An 18,439-nucleotide genomic window follows, 5' to 3' on the forward strand; every position below is an offset into this window, starting at 1 on the left:
ATGCATCTCACCATCTGGGCGAGAAAAGCTGCGGAAGATTGGGGCAGAACAGAACGATGCTGCCTCAGCCGGGTCCTGGCCACCGGGTTGCTATTACTGCTTCTGACTGGAGTAGGCTGGGGCCAAAGTGAAGACTCTTTTGATAAACTGCCGGTTTTTTCTGAAGCCCTGAGCATTATCAAGGACCAGTATGTAGAACCCCGGGATATCAAAAATTTAATCTATGGCTCCATTCGAGGCGTCGTGGGAACTCTGGATTCGCATTCCTCCTTCATGACTCCGGAGGAATTCCGGGAATTACAGATTGAGACCCGAGGACAGTTCAGCGGCATTGGTATCGAGATAACCATGAAGGACAGCCTGTTAATCGTGGTCTCACCGATTGAGGGCACCCCGGCCTACCGGGCCGGAATCCAGGCCGGCGATCGGATTGTCAAGATCAATGGCGCCAGTACCAAGAACTTGTCCCTGATGGAAGCGGTTAAAAAGATTCGGGGACCCAAAGGTTCGCGAGTTACCCTGACCATTATGCGGGAGGGTTTAAAAGCGCCCAAAAACTATACCTTAACCCGAGATATTATTCCCATTCGCAGTGTGAAGGCCCGTTATCTGGACGAGGGTATCGGTTACATCCGGATCACCAACTTCCAGGATCAGACCGAAAAAGACCTGCAAAAAGCGATCAAAGCCTTGCAAACCCGCCTCAAACCGTTCCAGGGACTGATTCTGGATCTGCGCAATGACCCCGGCGGCCTTTTAGACCAAGCCGTCCGCGTGGCTGATGAATTCCTCGCCAAGGGTCTGATCGTCTATACCGAAGGCCGGGACAACAGTCAACTGATGCGCTTTTATGCCGAACCAGGGTCGGGCAACGGCGCGGAATCATTTCCGCTGGTGGTGCTGATCAATGAAGGCAGTGCCTCAGCCTCGGAGATTGTTGCTGGAGCGGTGCAGGATCATAAGCGGGGTCTGATCATTGGGACCAAAAGTTTTGGCAAGGGCTCGGTCCAGACTATCGTCCCCTTAGAGGATGGCTCAGCCCTGAAATTAACTACGGCTCATTATTTTACTCCCTTAGGGCACTCTATCCAAGACAAGGGGATTATTCCTGACCTGGTAGTCGAAGCCACTCCTATCCCCGAGGGCAAAAGCCTCGAGGCTCTGCGGCAACAAGCACTGGAACGGCGGATGCAGAAAAAGGGCCTGACCGATAAACCCTGGACCGCGCCGATCAGCCCGGAGGAACTAAAGGAGGATCCGCAATTGCAGCAAGCCGTAGAGGTCCTCAAAGACTGGCCGCCGCCCAAGCTGGTAGCCAAAGTAAAAGAACAGAATTCCAGTCCGTCCAGTTCGCCAAAATAAAAGTTCAGCTCTTAGGTTGAAAATACTTTCTGGTAAGAGTTGAATATTATTACTCCGAGCATTTAACAGGTTAATTTGAGAGGGGGGGCCAGACACCGCCGGCCTCCTGCCCTTCTTTCCAAGAGATTTTTTCCTGCCGCTTTCATCTTAAATTTATGAAAATTACCCTTGCCCAATTAAACCCGGTAGTCGGCGATGTCGCGGGAAATCTACAAAAAATTTTGGACCTCTGGCCCCGATTCAGCTCTCAATCTGACCTCCTGGTGTTTCCGGAGTTATTTCTGGTAGGCTACCCGCCCCGGGATCTGTTGGAGAAACCCAGCCTGATTGCCGCGGTTCGGTCAGCCATACAGGAGCTGTTAAAGGCCTCAACTGGCTACCCCGGTTCAGCCATCCTGGTCGGCACGCCTTGGCCCTCCGACCGGGATTCAGGAAAGCCGCTGTGCAATTCTGCCCTGGTAATTTATCAGGGAAAAACAATCTGCCACCAACACAAATCTTTGCTGCCCACCTATGATGTTTTTGACGAAACCAGATATTTTGAAGCTGCGGGGGAGGTGCAGGTCTGCCCTTTTAAAGATCAGAGGCTGGGGATCTCCATCTGTGAGGACGCCTGGTATGGACCAGAATCGTGGTCCCGCCAACTTTATCCGGTTGATCCGTTAAAGGTTCTGGCCCAGAAGGGGGCCACGCTGTTGATCAATATTGCCGCCTCGCCGTTTCAGGTGGACAAAGAGGCCACCCGCTATCAACTGCTTCGCCACCATGCTGAACAATACCAACTGCCTCTTATTTATGTGAATCAGGTGGGGGGAAACGATGAATTGATCTTTGATGGCCGCAGTCTGGTTCTGGACCGGGCCGGGGAGCTCCTGAGCGTGCTGCCCGCCTTTCAGGAGGAAGTGGTCACTATCGACATCGAGGCAGGGGCCAGCCCGCGGCCTTTTGTCCCTCAGGAACCGATCGCCAGCGTTTATCAGGCCCTGATTTTAGGGACCCGGGATTATCTCCGAAAATGTGACTTTAGCCGGGCGGTGGTGGGTCTGTCCGGCGGCATCGACTCAGCGGTCACCTGTTGTCTGGCAGCGCAGGCCCTGGGCAGGGAGAATGTGCTGGGAGTGGCCATGCCCTCTCCCTATTCTTCCCCGGCCAGTCTGGCCGATGCCCGCAAACTGGCTGAGAACCTGGGGATTGAATTTAAGGTGATCCCCATTGCTACCATATATCGATCATATCTTGACACTCTGAGTCTCCATTTGCCGGTTGAGGAGATCAATGTAACGCTGGAGAATATCCAGGCCCGGATCCGGGGCAATATCTTGATGGCCCTGTCCAACCAGTATGGCTATCTGGTACTTTCTACCGGAAACAAAAGTGAACTGGCGGTGGGCTACTGCACCCTGTACGGGGATATGAGCGGCGGTTTGGCGGTCCTTGCCGATGTCCCCAAGACCATGGTCTATCAACTGGGGCATTATATCAACCGCGCGGCAGAAATTATTCCAGCGCCGATCCTGACCAAAGCGCCCTCGGCGGAATTAAAACCGGATCAGAAAGATCAGGATACCTTGCCGCCTTACGACCTGCTGGATCAGATCCTGCATTACTATCTTACTGAGAAATACTCAGCCCAGGACATTATTAATCTTAATTATGACCCGGAAGTGGTGCACTGGGTGATTCGCACCGTTGATCGTAATGAGTATAAGAGACGCCAGGCAGCCCCTGGACTGAAAGTGACCAGCAAGGCCTTTGGCATGGGCCGGCGCATGCCCATCGCGGCTAACTATAACCCCAAAAATAGGGGGGCGTGATCACGCCCCCCTAAAATTGATCCCAAGTAACCCGGGGATCACTGGTTATCTGACCGACTTCCGTTGCGTTCTTCTGATCAACCTGCCCGTTATTCTCTTTATTAACTCCCGGAGATGCTGAGCGGGGTTGATTGCATTTCCTTACTAGAAATACCTTGCAAACCCCTCTGTCTGGCTCTCCGCTAAAAGAGAATTTCTCAAGCCGGCCGTTGTCTCCGATCCACTCCGGTTTATGGCCTTGACCCCAGCTTTCCTGGCTCCTTGGGATCAAATATAATATAATTATGACTAAATATTTTGTCAAGAAGATACACACCCGGAGCATTTAAAAGGTTAATTTGAGGGGAGGGCCGACCCAAGTAATAATTACGGCCGAGAAGAAACGACCTACGCCTGCATGTCAGGTGAAAATTAAAGGGCCTTGATCTTCAACGACCGGGAATTGAGCAAAAATCCAGTTTACCAATCAGCATCAAACAGATAAGTGAAATAGGACAGGATCCCGCCCTCCGGCTTCTTCTCGGGAGTGGCCAGGATTTTTTGGCACTCGGCAATATATTTTTTGACCTGCGCCATCTTGGGGTAATCGGGATATTCTTGCTCAACGGTCTGAAAACGATCCAGGGCCGACTCATAATGCTTGGTTTTAAAATAAAATTCCCCGACGTAAAACTCATGTTCGGCCAGGTCCAGGAGACATTTTTGGATGTACTCGTCGGCCTTGGGCATATATTGGCATTGAGGGAACTTCTGTTTCAGACGCCGGAATTCCTGTAGGGCTTTGGCCGTGAAAGTCTGGTCCCGATCAATAGTGGAGCGCTGCCGATAATAGCACATGCCTTGCTGGAAAATGACGTAGGGGATGGCATTATTAGTGGGGTGCAGTGTCTCAAAACTTTTGTAAGCTTCCAGGGCCTCATCATAATTACGCTTGTAAAATTTGGCGTCTGCCACCTTGATTTCGGCCAGCAACGCCTGATCACTGTAAGGATAGCGATCCTTTAGCTTTTCAAAGGCATCGATGGCCTCGTCATAATCTTTCTTTTTTAATTTTTTTATACCCTCCTGAGCCAGGACTTCCGGAGGCTTTTCCTGTTTCTTGCTGCCGAACAGACTGCCAACCCAACTACACCCCCCGATCAAACCACTAAAGGCCAGGAGCACCATTACCTTGATTAAGATGTCCTTTTGCATGGCAGATTACCTCGTCTGGCGGTGTTCTAAATATTTTTCCACTGCAAACGTGGCCGTAGCCCCGTCTCCCACCGCGGTAGAAATCTGACGTAGCATTTTGGACCGGACATCTCCGGCAGCGAAGATGCCAGGCCGGTTGGTGGCCATTTCGTCATCAGTAATAATAAAACCCCAATCATCTAAGTCTAAAACATCCCGAAGCCAGGTCGTAGCAGGGGTTATGCCCACCCACAGGAAGACGCCGCTGACCGGCAAAGTGCTTTCCTGGCCGGTCTTGACATTTTTCAGGCGCACCGCCTGGACTGACTTGTCTCCCTGAATTTCCTGGACTACGGTATCCCAATGCACCTCAATTTTGTCATTGGCCAGCACCCGTTCCTGCAAAATCTTGGAACCCCGAAAGGCATCACGACGATGAATCAGATGCACTTTTTGGGCAAAACGAGTAAGGAAGATCGAATCCTGGAGAGCGGTATCGCCGCCACCGACTCCGGCAATTACTTCATCCCGATATAAGGCTCCATCACAGGTGGCACAATAGCTTACACCCCTGCCGGTCAGGGCCTCCTCTCCCGGAATCCCCAGTTGGTTGGGTTTAACCCCGCTGGCAATGATCACTGCCTGGCAGGTCAATTGTTGTTCCGCCAAGACCAAAGTATGGCAAGGGTCTCCGGGTTTCAGTTCCAGCACTTCGTCATTGATGATTTCCAAACCGAACCGTTCAGCCTGATCCCGCATCCGCTGACTCAATTCGAAGCCGCTGACTCCATCCGGGAAGCCGGGATAATTTTCTACCAGTTCGCTGGTCATCACCTGGCCGCCGGTGATTAATTTTTCGATCAATACGGTCTTAATTCGGGCCCGACCCGCATAAATTCCGGCTGTAAGTCCGGCTGGACCACCGCCCACAATAACCAAATCGTAATCACAGGATTTCATAATTACTAAAGGAAAAGGGTAAAATTAAGGTCTAGAGCATCTTTTTAATGGCATTCTCGATCTGGGATTTCGACACTGCCCCGGTGATCTGATCGGCGACATTGCCATCTTTGAATAGAATCAGGGTGGGGATAGCCCGAATGCCATATTTCGCCGGAGTTTGGGAATTTTCATCGACATTCATCTTGGCGACTTTTAATTTACCGGCATAATCCTTGGCCAGTTCTTCCACTACCGGGGCGATAGCCCGACAGGGGCCACACCAGGCCGCCCAAAAATCCACCAGTGCCGGGACCTCGGATTTGAGGATTTCATTCTCAAAGTTTGTATCAGTTACTTGCAGCAATTCTGCCATTGCCGGCCTCCTTAGAAACGAAATTAGTCCCTGGAGTAAAGATACCTTTGGCTGCTGATCACGAAAGGTTTTTTTATCTAACCCTGAAATAGCTGGTTTGTCAATGCTTTTTTCCTGAGCAGCTCTGGCCTTTACGGAAAAATCGCAGGTAAACTGAGGCCTTTTAACCTCCAGCGACGGCCCTAAATGACCTTCCCGGTTTGAGGTTTCATAAATGTCAAGATCGGCCAGGGCATGCCTGTTCAACCCATTGCTGGGCGGTCAGCTGCTGGCGACAGGTTGGACATAAGTGCCACAGGGAATCAATTTCCGGAAATTGCTCCGCAAGAAAGGCCATTTTTTGGGGGGCAAAGAACCGACCGCAGCGGGGGCAGGGATGTAGTTCCACCTGGGTATGCCAGGTGTGTAGAATCCGCGCATGCCCCCTATCCTCTATGTGGATGGCACCCGTGGGACAGATTTCAGCGCAGGCCCCGCAGCCGAGGCAAGCCTCGCTGTGCAGTTCAAAGGGGGTGCCGACTTTACGGTTACCCCCCCGCCCCACAAAGCCGATGGCGCAAGCGCCGATGGCCTCGTGGCAGACCCTCACACAGAGGCCGCACAGCACACATAGTTCCATTTCCCCCTCAGGGGGGGAGACTGGAAAACGGGACTCTCTCACTCCCATAGCCGCGGCCAACTTCTTAATCACTTCCGATTGCGAAGCGCGGCTGAGGAGAAATTCCACCGCCAGACGACGGGCGGTAACCGCCTCCGGGGTTTCGGTGTTTACTATCATGCCGTCTTCGGCGGGATGGACGCAGGCGGCGACCAGTTTCGAAGGCGGGGGGCTAGATAGACTCACCATACATAGCCGGCAGGCCCCATAGGGTGCCAGCCCCTCATGATAACAGAGGGTCGGCAAAGCTACGCCCGCGGCGCGCACGGCTTGCAATACCCGGGCGCCCTGCGGGACGGTTACCGGCCGTCCATTTACGGTCAGATGGATCATCAGACTTAGAGGTTAATCACTCAAGCTTCTTAAAGGCCCAAAGCCGTCCGTTTGTCCTCGATATGGCCGATCATCAGTTGGGCCGCCTTAACCGGATCCGGCTCTACCGCAAAAGTGGCACCAACTACATCTTTAGCACCGGTGGTCAACAATTCGGTCACCACGGTGCTGCCCAGGACCGGGGGTACGGTACCTAAAACCGTGTAGATTCCGGAAGATACCACATAGGACCCAATACTGACGGCCTTTTCACTCATCCATTCCGGAGCGGCGCCGGCCACCGGCAGATCACTGATATCCACTCCCAAGGCGTTGGCCACCGCGGCGCAAACGGTCAGGATGCGGCTGATGTCCACACAGGAACCCATATGCAATACCGGAGGAATCCCTAAACTCTGGCATACCGCCTTAAGTCCATCCCCGGCCTGGGCCGCGGCTTCCGGCAACATCAGGCCGACTTTGGCACAGGCGATGGCATTGCAGCCGGTGGTCACTACCAGGACATTGTTTTTAATTAGTTCCCGGACCAGGTTGACATGGCCGAAATCGTGCTGAACTTTGGGATTATTGCAGCCCACCACCCCGGCGATACCCTTAATGGCCCCGGACTTGATTTGTTCCAGGAGCGGCTCGAGGCTGCCCCCCAGGGCCTCCAGGATGGCCTCGGTGCTGAAGCCGACCAGGCATTCCACCTTATCGTTCGGGATCACCACCTGGCCAGGTTTACGCCAGCGATAATTTTCCACCGCGATGCGGACGATCTCCTTAGCAATGGCATAGGCCTGTTCTTCATGAAATTCGATGTGGGTGGCGCCGGGAAACTTGGCTTTGGGAGAAGTGGAGATAAACCTGGTATGGAAGCAGCCGATCAGATTCCCCAAAGCCGGCATAATACACTGGACATCGACGATAATGGCTTCTACTGCGCCGGTGATCACCGCCAGTTCCTGTTGCAGGAAATTACCGACCATAGGGATGCCGTGCCGCATCAGCACCTCATTGCCGGTGCAGCACAGGCCGACCACATTAATTCCTTGAGCCCCGAGCTTGGCGGCCAAGCCCAGCATTTCCGCATCACGGCAGGCGGCGACGATCATTTCCGACAGGGTCGGTTCATGGCCATGAACAACGATATTGACTTCGTCCGCCTTGAGAACCCCGAGGTTGGCCAGAGACCGGATGGGCTTGGGGGTGCCGAACAGGACATCCGAGATCTCGGTAGCGATCATCGAACCGCCCCAGCCATCAGCGATCGAGGCTCTAAGTCCCTGCAAGATCAGATTAACCGGGTCATTGTCCACCCCGATATGGGTGCGGTGCATAATTTCCACGATTTCGCGGTCCACCCCGCGAGGGTCAATCCCCAGTTTCTGCCATAAGCCGACCCGTTTCTGGGGAGCCCGGCGGCTGAATTGAATCGGGCCTTCCTGTTTGCCGAACTCGGCATAAACCGCCCGGGCTAGATCCAAAGCGATTTCTTCTTTGCCCCGGCCCTCGGTGGCAATATTGTATTCAGCGGCTAGAGTCCGCAGCTTCTGCTCGTCTCTGATCTCGTATCCGCCCCCCTTGCCCTCGGCGGTGAGCAGCAGGGTGTGGGCCAGGTCGCGGCCATGATCGGAATGGGCCGCCGCGCCGGCAGCGATCATACGGATCAGGTTGCGGGCCACGATGATGTCGGCGGAAGCCCCGCAAACCCCTTGCTTGGGCCCGGCATCCTCAAAAGGACTGATGCGACACGGCCCCATATTACAGTTGCGACAACAAACCCCCAGTTCGCCGAAACCACATTCCGGTAACATGGCCTCATATCGGTCCCAGGCGGTCTCCAACCCCAATCCTTCAGCCCGTACCAGCATCTGGTGAACACTGGGATCAATGCTTCGCTTTAAGATTTTGTCACTGGTCGCCATGCTAGTCTCCCTCCTTGCTTTAGCTGCCCAGTTGCGGCTGGCTGCCAAGAGCTTCTAAAAATTGTCGGGCCGCGGCCTGACTGGCCCGATCAGCTTCTCGTTGCGGATAGCGTAGACTAAGCGCCCTGGTAGGACAGGCCGCCACGCAGGCCGGACCCTCCGGGCGATCAACACACAGATCGCATTTGAACGCGGCCCGTTTCTCTTGCCCGGCGACCGTGGTGGTGGCGACGTGGATGGCCCCGAAGGGGCAGACCATCATACACAGACGACAGCCAATGCAGCGGGCCTGATCGACCGCGGTATAGGTTTCGGTGCGATAAGTGGCGCCGGTGGGACAGACCCGCACACAAGGAGCATCCTGACACTGGCGACATTGGACCGGCAGCTTGACTGCATCGACTTGGACCACCCGATTGCGGCGGTGCAGCCGTTCCTGGGCCAGCACCGCGCCAATGATACTCCCGGCCTGGGTATGCGCTGCGGCACAGGCCAACTCACAGGTGTGGCAACCTACACAGCGCTGGGGATCAACCAACAGAAATGGACCTTCAAACTGCTCCATGTTTTAATCCTCCCAATTGGCAGCCAACCGTCTCGGCTTAATACGCATTGGTTTTTTACCACCAGTTCTAAAGCAGCCTGGCTCCATGACCATCTATCAGGGGAAATCGAGGTTTAAACGTCTTTGCGAAAGATTTTAGGGAATCAGACCAGTTCTTGACCCTTAACCCCCCCGGAGTTGTCTATTAGTAATATTTTTCACATAAACACCTGACCTGTCAAATAGAAAATTTTGCGCGCTCATTCTGGTCGCAAATATTGCTAAGAACTTCACATACATATATCTCGGACAGTTTTTAAACAATGGTTTAAACCCATATTATTCCAGATAAATAAAGTAGATGGGACATAAAAATATTAGTTGACAAAAATCTTTTTTCCTTTTATAAGTGGGAGCAATGTGAAAAAAATAATGAAGTCAGTTTTGAACCTTTTTGGTTTTATTGGCCGGGAGAAGGGAGTGATGGAGGATAGATATGTCTGACATTTGACTGCTCGGCATATTGGGGATTTTGTATTCTAAGGGTAATTTTTTAGCAGGAAAAAGATCGCAAGCCCATATTTAATTAACCTAATTTAAGGAGGCAGTTCTTATGGCGAAGTATGATCCGGTAAAAATGAAAGATTGGCAGATTGCCGAAATCGCCGAAGCGGAGATGATTCCCTTTGACGAAATGTGCGAAAAGCTCGAAATTCCCAAAGAGGAGCGCATCCCTTACGGCCAAAAAATCGGCCGCGTCGACTACCTGAAGTGTCTGGAGCGTTTGAAAGACAAACCCGACGGCAAGTACATCGAAGTCACCGCCATTACTCCCACTCCCCTGGGGGAAGGCAAATCCACCACTTCCATGGGCCTGATCGAGGGCTTGGGAAAACGGGGCGTCAACGTGGGCGGCTGCATCCGCCAACCCTCTGGCGGCCCCACCATGAACATCAAGGGCACCGCGGCCGGTGGCGGCATCTCACTCTTGATCCCCATGACCGAGTTTTCCCTGGGTCTCACCGGCGACATCAACAACATCATGAACGCCCACAACCTGGCCATGGTGGCCGCTACCTCCCGGCTGCAGCACGAGTTCAACTACAATGATGAGCAGTTGGCCAAACGGAACCTGAAACGTCTGAACATCGATCCCAAAAACTTCGAAATGGGCTGGATCATGGACTACTGTGCCCAGGCCCTGCGCAACATCATCATCGGCATGGGCGGCAAGATGGACGGCTTCATGATGAAGTCCTCATTCGGCATCGCCGTGTCCTCGGAAGTCATGGCCATCCTCTCGGTGTTCACCTCTCTGCCTGACCTTAAAGAACGGCTGAACAACATCGTGGTGTGCTATGACAAGCAGGGCAACCCCATCACCACCCGCGACCTGGAAGTGGGCAACGCCATGACCGCCTGGATGTTGCCTTCCATCAACCCCACCCTGATGCAGACAGTGGAAAAGCAGCCTTGCTTCGTGCACGCCGGCCCCTTCGCCAACATTGCCGTAGGCCAGTCCTCCATCGTCGCCGACCAGATCGGTCTGAAGCTCTTTGACTATCACATCACCGAGTCCGGCTTTGGCGCTGACATCGGCTTTGAGAAGTTCTGGAACGTCAAATGCCGCTTCAGCGGCCTCATTCCAAATGTCTCGGTGCTTACCACCACCGTCCGGGGCTTGAAGCACCACGGGGTCAACGCCGGCGCTCTGCCCTGCCCGCCGGGAAAACCGATTCCCAAAGAATACTTTGAAGCTACTCCCGCCAACTTCAAATGGCTGGAAGACGGGGTGGAGAACATGGCGCATCACATCCGCACCATTAAAAAATCCGGCATCAAACCGGTGGTGTGCATCAATGCTTTCCATTACGATTCCGATGAAGAGCATCAGCTGATCCGCCGGGTAGCCGAAGCGGAAGGCGCCCGGGTGGCGGTGTCCCGGCATTGGCAGTTCGGCGGCGAAGGTGCCCTCGAGTTCGCCGATGCTGTTATGGATGCCTGCAAAGAAAAGCCTGATTTCAAGTTCCTCTATCCCAATGAGCTGCCCCTGCGCCAGCGGGTGGAAATCATCGCCGAGCAGGTCTACGGCGCCGACGGCGTGGACTTCTCTCCCGAAGCCACGGCCAAGGCCAAGAAATTCGAGGCGGATCCCAAGTACAACGAGTACGCCACCATGATGGTGAAGACCCACTTGAGCCTGACCCATGATCCGACCAAGAAGGGGACTCCTAAAGGCTGGAGATTGCCGGTCCGTGACTTCTTGGTATACGGCGGCGCCAAGTTCATCTGCCCGGTATGCGGCGCCATCAGCCTGATGCCCGGCACCAGCTCCGACCCGGCCTTCCGGCGGGTGGATGTGGATACCAAGACCGGTAAGGTTGTCGGCCTGTTCTAATTGCCCGTTGATAATCTCCAGGCCCTGCGGGGCCTGGAGCTACTTTATTAATAAACACCAAAATCAAGTTGTTATTTCCAATTGTTTATCCGGATAAACTAGCCTTACCCTTAGAGTACCGGGGACTTCGGACCCCGGAGCTCATTTCCCAGAGAAACCGGTTAGGCCAGCGCCGCTCCCTTCGGGGGGTCTTAGATCTGCATCCACCGGGTTTGCCTCTGCATCTAAAAATTGCCCTGGATTATCTTTACTTTTTTAAATTTCCCAAGCACAGTATGTTATTAGTAAAATGAACAAAACAAAGGGGTCACCAACTGGTGGCCTGTTGTCTTTAAAAACTAACGACCAAAACATAAAACTTATTTTTATGATATCTAGACCTCGAGAAGGAGGAAGGATTTATGTTTGAAATAGTTGCCCGAGAAGAGATGGCCGAGGGCACGGTGGTCAGTAATTGGATCCGCGCCCCCAAAATTGCCCAAAAGGCCAAGCCGGGACAGTTCGTGATTTTGCGGGCCAATGAGACTGGCGAGCGCATCCCCCTGACCATGGCGGATACCGACCCGGAAAAAGGCCTGATCAACATCATCTATCAGATAGTCGGTAAAAGCACCGCCTTGTTTAAGACCCTACAGGTGGGGCAAGGCTTCCTGGATGTCATCGGTCCCCTGGGTCAGCCCACCCATGTCGAAAAAGTTGGCAAGGTTGTCTGCGTGGGCGGCGGTACCGGCGTGGCCGTGCTGCACCCCATTACCCGGGGGTTGAAACAGGCCGGGAATCATGTCTTCGCGATCATCGGCGCCCGCACCAAAGACCTGCTCATATTAGAAGACCGCATGCGGAATGCCTCCCATGAGCTTTTCGTCTGCACCGACGACGGCTCCTATGGGCATCATGGCTTTGTCACTGACATGCTCAAAAAGGTTTTGGAAGATAATAAAGACATTGGCCTGGCAGTCTGTATCGGACCGGTGCCGATGATGAAGTTCTGCTGCAAGATGACCAAGGAATATAATGTCAAAACCCTGGTCAGTCTCAATCCCATTATGGTGGACGGGACAGGCATGTGTGGCTGTTGCCGGGTTACGGTCGGCGGCGAACGTAAATTTGCCTGCGTTGACGGGCCGGAATTTGACGGTCACCAAGTTGATTTTGAGGAACTCACGGCTCGGCTGCAATCTTATCTGGAACAAGAAAAGCAGTCCTACGAGATGTTTAAAGCCAAGTAAGGCCGCCGCCGCTTCAATCAGCACTAGTTTCGAGTTGGAGTAAAATCGCGGGCTCAAGACCAAGCCCTCCCAACAACGACCCGGAACTGAAAACTCAAAACCCACAACTTTTTGAATTCCCAGGAGGATGACTATAATGGCGGAAGAAGAAAAACCTAAAAAGGAAAAGAAAGAAAAGATTCCCCGACAAAAGATGCCGGAACAAGACCCCCAGGTCCGCCGCCGGAATTTTGATGAGGTTCCCCTTGGACTGACCCCGGAACTGGCCCAACTGGAGGCCAGTCGCTGTCTCCAATGCAAGGACCCCCGCTGCGTCAAAGGCTGTCCGGTAGAGATCGACATTCCCGGATTTGTCAGACTGATTGCCGATGGTGACTTTGTCGGCGCCATTCGCAAACTCTGGGAAAAGAATGCCCTGCCCGCGGTCTGTGGCCGGGTCTGCCCCCAGGAAATCCAATGCGAGGGCTTGTGTATTCTGGGCAAAAAGGAAGAGCCGGTGGCCATCGGTAATCTGGAACGGTTTGCCGCGGATTATCAGCGCCTCTATGGAAAACCGGTGCTGCCACCCAAGGCTGACCCCACCGGTAAAAAAGTGGCAGTGGTGGGCGCGGGGCCGGCGGGGCTAACTGTGGCTGGTGACCTGATCCTCAAGGGCCATGAAGTGACGGTCTATGAGGCGCTACATGCGCCGGGTGGAGTGCTGGTCTATGGCATTCCCGAATTCCGGCTTCCCAAAGAGATCGTCGCTTCCGAATGTAATTATCTGGAACGCCTTGGGGTCAAGATTGTTACCAATGCCGTCATCGGCCGGGTCGAAACCGTGGACGAACTGTTTGAACAAGGCTTCGACGCGGTCTTCCTGGGAGTTGGGGCGGGCCTGCCGATGTTCCTCAATATCCCGGGCGAAAACCTGATCGGCATCTATTCCGCCAACGAATATCTCACCCGGGCCAACCTGATGAAGGCTTATGCCTTCCCGGAGTATGATACACCGATCGTGGTGGGCAAAAATGTCGTGGTCTTCGGGGCGGGCAACGTCGCCATGGACTCGGCCCGGGTAGCTATGCGCCTCGGGGCTGATCGGGTGCGCATCGTCTATCGCCGTTCTCGAGCCGAGATGCCGGCCCGGGAAGCCGAGATTCATCACGCCGAGGAAGAAGGCATCGAATTCTTCCTGTTAACCGCGCCGACCAAATTTATCGGGGATGATAAAGGCCGGGTTACCGGGGTGGAATGTCTCAAAATGGAATTGGGTGAACCGGATGCCTCGGGCCGCCGTCGGCCAGTGCCCATCCCGGGGTCCGAATTCCAGCTCGAGTGTGACCTGGCAGTGATTTCGGTCGGAGCTGGAGCTAATCCCTTGCTTACCAAGACAACGCCGGGTCTGACCCTTAACAAGTGGGGCTATATCGTCGCTGACCCCAAGACCGGCAAAACCACCAAAAAGGGGGTGTGGGCCGGAGGCGACATCGTTACCGGCTCAGCCACCGTTATTCTGGCCATGGGAGCGGGGCGGATCGCCGCTAATTCCATTCATGACTATCTCACCTTAGGCTGGTAATACTATTAAGGAGAGGCCAGACCGTCATTGCCGGGCTTTCCTGGCCTCTCCTGGTTGGTCAAACGTCTTTAACTCGCCCCTCGGCTCCGGCCGGTAGCTCCAGATCTGCCCTTAACTGACGAATCGTTCTGACCACCGTTATTGATCTGCTGCTTTCCTCAGCAGCGATATCGGTGCCTCAACGGCCTTGCCAAGGCTCGATACCTGTGGTAAAAGAAATTAAGTAAAATTCAAAGATTATCTAACTCACAACCGATGGCACGCCGAATTATTGTTGACCATTACGCCCGCCGGGCCAAACACGAACATTATGTCTCGCGGGCGGTTTATAAGCTTAAGGCCATTGATCAGAAATATCGGCTTTTCGGCCCCGGCCAGCGAGTTCTCGATCTGGGCTGCAGCCCCGGGTCCTGGCTGCAATACCTGGGGCCGCGGGTGGGGCTGGCTGGCTTGGTGGTGGGGATCGATCGCCAGCCGCCGGTGATCGATATAGCCCCGCCGCTGTATTTTATTGCTGGCGACCTGGAAGAACTCAACCTGGATCAGGTCAAGGCCCTCAGCGCGGATTTTGATGCGGTCCTGAGCGATTTGGCCCCGGCCACCAGCGGCATTCGGGATGTCGACCATCAACGCTCTATGCATCTGGCTCGCCTGGCCTGGTATTGGGCCCAAGAATTGCTGCGGCCCGGCGGCCATTTTCTGGTCAAGGTCTTTGAAGGCCTGGATTTTGCGGAATTGGTCAAACAGGTGCGGTCCCATTTTACCCGGACCCATATCGTCAAACCAGCTGCCTCGCGCTCCGAAAGTCGGGAGATTTACCTGTTGGGCTGGCGCCGGCGATAACCGGAGTGGATGACTGAGCTTGACAAGGTAGATTATTATGAGTATGCTTTATACTTATAAAAAATAAACATAATCTATAGGTAAGATATGAGGAGAAAAGTTAGGAAATTGAATTTTTTAATTGAAGAGGATGTTTGCCAGGAGTTGGAAAATCTGGTTCCAGCTGGTAAGCGTAGTGGTGTAGTCAATGAGGCCCTGCGTAAGGAGTTAGAGCTGATTCGGCGCCAAAAAGCGGTACAGAGACTGCTTGATAAGTCTCGGGGAGGGGAAAAATTTTCCACACTTGAAATCGTCGAGAGCCTGGCTGAGGACAGGAGTAGCCATTAGATGAGTAGGTACGTGGTAGATGCTTCAGTGATGCTGAAATGGGTCCTGAACGATAACTGTGAACAAGACCAAGATAGAGCTAGAAAACTTTTAGATGCCTGGATGAAAGGTAGAATCGAGCTTGCTGCCCCCATCCTGTGGCAATATGAGGTGGGCAACTTTCTTGGGCGGAAACTTCCCCAGGAGGCCGAGGGAAAATTTGGGCTTCTTCTCGATCTTAAGGTTAATAGCCTGGAACTGAATGAAAATATGTACCGGCTTTGTTTTACCTGGATGAGGCAGAATCAGGTTACCTTTTATGATGCTGCTTACCTAGCTGTTGCCTGGGCTATTCAGGGTACACTGGTCACCGCCGATGCAAAATTTGCAAACAAAATGAAAAAAATCGGTGGTCTTTGCCTTTTGCAAGATCTAGATTCAATTTAACTGAAGGTCAATTATTATAAGCAAGGAGCTACAATCTTTTTAACCATAACTGGCTTTATAATTTAAAACAATGCTTCATTTTAACTTAATTACTGTTTTAGAGGTGGGTAGGTAACAATGACCAACTTTAAATACGATGGTAGTTTAAACATTAACATTAGTCCTCAATCAGAAAATTATTTTCTTGAGTCAAACTGTAACCTTATTTTTAATGACTTAATATTTTTTCTAAACCAAGCTGCAGTACCTGAGCTAGAGCAGGAAACTAGTAACCGCTATGCACGTGTTGCTATCGCATACATGGCATTCTATATAGAATCTCTAGCAAACTTGGTATTTGGCTTTGTAGGGGAAATGGTTAACTCTATTATATCATTAGAATATATTTCTTGTTTTCACTCGTTACAATACATCTTTAAAAACAAAACAAAAAATCATCTTTCGGAACCTATAAAAAATCAGAACCGTCCTTAGCGGCCTGGCCGGAATGGTAGCCGACGGCCAGCTCCAGGATATTCAATCGCATCTCACCTGGATGATTTCCATCATGACCACCTATGCCCAACGGGCCATGGAATTTTTACAACAGCAAAAGCTTCTTTAAAAAAGGTGGAAGACTGAAAAAATTGTCGGGAAAATCGTTAATCAGTCACCGGAAAGGAGGGCGGCAGCTAAATGTCCGGACATTCCAAATGGAGTACTATTAAACGGCGTAAGGGGGCGCAGGATGCCAAGCGGGGCAAGATCTTCAGCAAACTGATCAAGGAAATCACCGTCGCCGCCCGTCTGGGAGGCGGAGATCCGACCGGCAATCCCCGGTTGCGGGCTGCCATTGAAGCCGCCAAAGCTGAGAATATGCCCAAGGATAACATCGACCGGGCCATCAAGAAAGGCACCGGCGAACTGGAGGGCAGCAGTTACGAAGAGGTCATTTATGAAGGGTACGGGCCGGCCGGCGTGGCTATGTTAGTCGAAAGTCTAACCGACAACAAAAACCGCACGGTCTCTGATATTCGTTACCTGTTTAGCAAATATGGCGGCAGCATGGGGGAAGCGGGCTGCGTTTCCTGGATGTTCGATAAAAAAGGAGTCATCGTCTTTGACAAGGCCAGCGTTAACGAAGACGAGTTGTTGGAAGCTGCCCTGGAAGCCGGGGCCGATGATCTCCAGGAAGGTGAAAGCGAGTTGGAAGTGCTTACTGAACCGGGAAATTTCGAGGCCGTCAAGAAGGCCCTGGAGGATAAAGGATTTAATTACCTGCTGGCCGAAATCCAGATGCACCCCAAGAGCACGGTGCGCATCGAAGAGGAAAAATCCGCCCAACAGGTGCTAAAACTTATGGAAATGCTGGAGGACCATGACGACGTGCAACACGTCTTTGCTAATTTCGATATTCCCGATCAGATCATCGAGGCCTTAGGGTGAGCCTGATCGTGCTGGGGATCGATCCCGGTTCCCGGGTCACTGGTTATGGGGTGGTCGCCGAGGAGCAGGAGCACCTGCAGCATCTCAACAGCGGCCATATCAATCTTTCCACCCGACTGCCCCAGAGCCAGCGTTTGCTGCGCATCCATCAAAGGCTGATGGAGTTGCTTAAGACCCATAAACCCGGGGCGCTGGCAGTGGAAGAGGTCTTTTTAGCTCATAATGTGCAAAGCGCCCTGAAACTGGGGCAGGTGCGCGGAGTAGTGCTGTTGGCCGCAGCCCAGGCCGGGGTGCCGGTCTTTGAATATTCGGCCCTGGTGCTCAAAAAAGCCGTAGTGGGTTATGGGCAGGCCAGCAAGGCCCAGGTCAAACTGATGGTCGAACAATTATTGGGCCAACCAGTAACCAACCATAATGCCGCTGACGCCCTGGCCTTAAGCCTTTGCCACCTGTTCCACGCTCGTCAGCAGCGGCTTTTCGCAGGTCACACTCCGGTATGATTGCCCTGCTGGAAGGGGAATTGGTCCTAAAAAGTTCGGACCAGGTGATCATCAAGGTGGCCGGAGTGGGGTACCAAGTGTTTATCCCGCTATCTACCTTTTATCTGCTGCCTGAACCCCCGGCCCCCGTAGCCCTGCAGATCCATACTCTTATGACCTCCGAAACTCTGCAACTGTATGGGTTTCAAACCCTGGAAGAGAAACAGATTTTCCTCAAATTGTTGACTATTCCACGGGTTGGCCCCCGGATGGCGATCAATATCTTATCCGGCCTTAGTCCGCAGGAATTATCCGAAGTGCTGGCCAGCAGCGATGTCAAGCGAATGGCCAGTATTCCCGGCGTGGGCCGCCGCTCCGCCGAGCGTATCCTGTTGGAGCTCAAAGACAAGCTTCATCCAGCCCGCCCCCCCCTGCCACGGGACGTGCTTCCTCCTCAGGAGCGCCGGTTTCAGGATGCCCTATCCGCTCTCCTCAACCTGGGTTATTCCAAAGCCATCGCTGAAAAAGCCTTGAATGAGGTCCAGGCCCAGGGGACCGCCTCGAGCCTGGAGGACCTGCTGCGCCAGGGTCTGAAACGCTTAGCCCCTTAACCGATCAGAAATTTTTAGTTTAATAATTCGC

18 protein-coding genes are annotated in these 18,439 nt (G+C 53.1%); 12 read left to right on the top strand and 6 right to left on the bottom strand.

The annotated features are described in order from the left end of the window. Both JRG72_00505 and JRG72_00510 read left to right on the top strand, forming a co-directional pair. Positions 1-1,362, top strand: a complete 1,362-nt coding sequence (locus tag JRG72_00505; protein MBW2133703.1) for a S41 family peptidase — start codon at positions 1-3, stop codon at positions 1,360-1,362. A 155-nt stretch (positions 1,363-1,517) separates the two neighbouring features. Next, positions 1,518-3,176, top strand: coding sequence for an NAD+ synthase (locus JRG72_00510; protein MBW2133704.1), 1,659 nt, complete (start codon positions 1,518-1,520; stop codon positions 3,174-3,176). Between the two features lie 459 nt (positions 3,177-3,635). Here the strand turns inward: JRG72_00510 and JRG72_00515 are convergent, their stop codons facing one another. The 6 genes from JRG72_00515 to JRG72_00540 all read right to left on the bottom strand — a co-directional run bounded on the left by JRG72_00515 (position 3,636) and on the right by JRG72_00540 (position 9,130). Continuing rightward, positions 3,636-4,370, bottom strand: a complete 735-nt coding sequence (locus tag JRG72_00515; GenBank protein ID MBW2133705.1) for an outer membrane protein assembly factor BamD — start codon at positions 4,368-4,370, stop codon at positions 3,636-3,638. Between the two features lie 6 nt (positions 4,371-4,376). Beyond that, on the bottom strand, positions 4,377-5,309 hold the full coding sequence (gene trxB, locus JRG72_00520; GenBank protein ID MBW2133706.1) for a thioredoxin-disulfide reductase: 933 nt from the start codon (positions 5,307-5,309) through the stop codon (positions 4,377-4,379). Positions 5,310-5,340: 31 nt separating this feature from the next. After that, positions 5,341-5,664, bottom strand: coding sequence for a thioredoxin (trxA, locus tag JRG72_00525; GenBank protein ID MBW2133707.1), 324 nt, complete (start codon positions 5,662-5,664; stop codon positions 5,341-5,343). Between the two features lie 217 nt (positions 5,665-5,881). After that, entirely contained in the window at positions 5,882-6,655 is a 774-nt protein-coding gene (locus JRG72_00530) for a (2Fe-2S)-binding protein (GenBank protein ID MBW2133708.1), read from the bottom strand. A gap of 29 nt (positions 6,656-6,684) precedes the next feature. Further along, the gene (cooS, locus tag JRG72_00535) at positions 6,685-8,565 is read right to left on the bottom strand and encodes an anaerobic carbon-monoxide dehydrogenase catalytic subunit (GenBank protein ID MBW2133709.1); all 1,881 of its coding nucleotides are present in this window, start codon (positions 8,563-8,565) and stop codon (positions 6,685-6,687) included. A 19-nt stretch (positions 8,566-8,584) separates the two neighbouring features. Next, the gene (locus tag JRG72_00540; protein ID MBW2133710.1) at positions 8,585-9,130 is read right to left on the bottom strand and encodes a 4Fe-4S dicluster domain-containing protein; all 546 of its coding nucleotides are present in this window, start codon (positions 9,128-9,130) and stop codon (positions 8,585-8,587) included. 592 nt (positions 9,131-9,722) lie between these two features. Here JRG72_00540 and JRG72_00545 point away from each other — a divergent pair. The 10 genes from JRG72_00545 (at position 9,723) to ruvA (ending at position 18,408) form a co-directional block, all read left to right on the top strand. Beyond that, positions 9,723-11,507: a formate--tetrahydrofolate ligase gene (locus JRG72_00545; GenBank protein ID MBW2133711.1), complete on the top strand. Its 1,785-nt coding sequence runs from the start codon at positions 9,723-9,725 to the stop codon at positions 11,505-11,507. Positions 11,508-11,908: 401 nt separating this feature from the next. Then, positions 11,909-12,736 carry a sulfide/dihydroorotate dehydrogenase-like FAD/NAD-binding protein gene (locus JRG72_00550; protein MBW2133712.1) on the top strand — a complete coding sequence of 276 codons (828 nt, stop codon included), beginning with the start codon at positions 11,909-11,911 and terminating at the stop codon, positions 12,734-12,736. Positions 12,737-12,872: 136 nt separating this feature from the next. After that, positions 12,873-14,297: an NADPH-dependent glutamate synthase gene (gene gltA, locus JRG72_00555; GenBank protein MBW2133713.1), complete on the top strand. Its 1,425-nt coding sequence runs from the start codon at positions 12,873-12,875 to the stop codon at positions 14,295-14,297. A gap of 255 nt (positions 14,298-14,552) precedes the next feature. Then, a complete protein-coding gene (locus tag JRG72_00560; GenBank protein ID MBW2133714.1) occupies positions 14,553-15,140 on the top strand; it encodes an RlmE family RNA methyltransferase in 588 nt (195 codons plus the stop codon). Positions 15,141-15,248: 108 nt separating this feature from the next. Beyond that, positions 15,249-15,467 carry a hypothetical protein gene (locus JRG72_00565; protein MBW2133715.1) on the top strand — a complete coding sequence of 73 codons (219 nt, stop codon included), beginning with the start codon at positions 15,249-15,251 and terminating at the stop codon, positions 15,465-15,467. Further along, entirely contained in the window at positions 15,468-15,893 is a 426-nt protein-coding gene (locus JRG72_00570; GenBank protein MBW2133716.1) for a type II toxin-antitoxin system VapC family toxin, read from the top strand. It abuts the gene before it with no gap. Positions 15,894-16,010: 117 nt separating this feature from the next. Beyond that, entirely contained in the window at positions 16,011-16,367 is a 357-nt protein-coding gene (locus tag JRG72_00575; protein MBW2133717.1) for a hypothetical protein, read from the top strand. Between the two features lie 201 nt (positions 16,368-16,568). Then, positions 16,569-17,318: a YebC/PmpR family DNA-binding transcriptional regulator gene (locus JRG72_00580; GenBank protein ID MBW2133718.1), complete on the top strand. Its 750-nt coding sequence runs from the start codon at positions 16,569-16,571 to the stop codon at positions 17,316-17,318. Next, positions 17,315-17,818: a crossover junction endodeoxyribonuclease RuvC gene (gene ruvC, locus JRG72_00585; protein ID MBW2133719.1), complete on the top strand. Its 504-nt coding sequence runs from the start codon at positions 17,315-17,317 to the stop codon at positions 17,816-17,818. The genes JRG72_00580 and ruvC overlap by 4 nt, the downstream gene beginning before the upstream one ends. Further along, positions 17,815-18,408, top strand: a complete 594-nt coding sequence (gene ruvA / locus JRG72_00590; GenBank protein ID MBW2133720.1) for a Holliday junction branch migration protein RuvA — start codon at positions 17,815-17,817, stop codon at positions 18,406-18,408. Before ruvC ends, ruvA begins: the two co-directional genes overlap by 4 nt. Positions 18,409-18,439: the final 31 nt, after the last annotated feature.

It is taken from the genome of Deltaproteobacteria bacterium (assembly GCA_019309545.1).
Taxonomy (GTDB): Bacteria; Desulfobacterota; Desulfobaccia; order Desulfobaccales; family Desulfobaccaceae; genus Desulfobacca_B.

Coding starts and splice junctions, on each gene's coding strand:
- JRG72_00550 (MBW2133712.1), top strand. CDS start 11,909: ATGTTTGAAATAGTTGCCCGAGAAGAGATGGCCGAGGGCACGGTGGTC.
- JRG72_00580 (MBW2133718.1), top strand. CDS start 16,569: ATGTCCGGACATTCCAAATGGAGTACTATTAAACGGCGTAAGGGGGCG.
- trxA (MBW2133707.1), bottom strand. CDS start 5,664: ATGGCAGAATTGCTGCAAGTAACTGATACAAACTTTGAGAATGAAATC.
- trxB (MBW2133706.1), bottom strand. CDS start 5,309: ATGAAATCCTGTGATTACGATTTGGTTATTGTGGGCGGTGGTCCAGCC.
- JRG72_00570 (MBW2133716.1), top strand. CDS start 15,468: ATGAGTAGGTACGTGGTAGATGCTTCAGTGATGCTGAAATGGGTCCTG.
- JRG72_00510 (MBW2133704.1), top strand. CDS start 1,518: ATGAAAATTACCCTTGCCCAATTAAACCCGGTAGTCGGCGATGTCGCG.
- JRG72_00560 (MBW2133714.1), top strand. CDS start 14,553: ATGGCACGCCGAATTATTGTTGACCATTACGCCCGCCGGGCCAAACAC.
- JRG72_00540 (MBW2133710.1), bottom strand. CDS start 9,130: ATGGAGCAGTTTGAAGGTCCATTTCTGTTGGTTGATCCCCAGCGCTGT.
- JRG72_00515 (MBW2133705.1), bottom strand. CDS start 4,370: ATGCAAAAGGACATCTTAATCAAGGTAATGGTGCTCCTGGCCTTTAGT.
- gltA (MBW2133713.1), top strand. CDS start 12,873: ATGGCGGAAGAAGAAAAACCTAAAAAGGAAAAGAAAGAAAAGATTCCC.
- JRG72_00545 (MBW2133711.1), top strand. CDS start 9,723: ATGGCGAAGTATGATCCGGTAAAAATGAAAGATTGGCAGATTGCCGAA.
- ruvA (MBW2133720.1), top strand. CDS start 17,815: ATGATTGCCCTGCTGGAAGGGGAATTGGTCCTAAAAAGTTCGGACCAG.
- cooS (MBW2133709.1), bottom strand. CDS start 8,565: ATGGCGACCAGTGACAAAATCTTAAAGCGAAGCATTGATCCCAGTGTT.
- JRG72_00575 (MBW2133717.1), top strand. CDS start 16,011: ATGACCAACTTTAAATACGATGGTAGTTTAAACATTAACATTAGTCCT.
- JRG72_00530 (MBW2133708.1), bottom strand. CDS start 6,655: ATGATCCATCTGACCGTAAATGGACGGCCGGTAACCGTCCCGCAGGGC.
- JRG72_00505 (MBW2133703.1), top strand. CDS start 1: ATGCATCTCACCATCTGGGCGAGAAAAGCTGCGGAAGATTGGGGCAGA.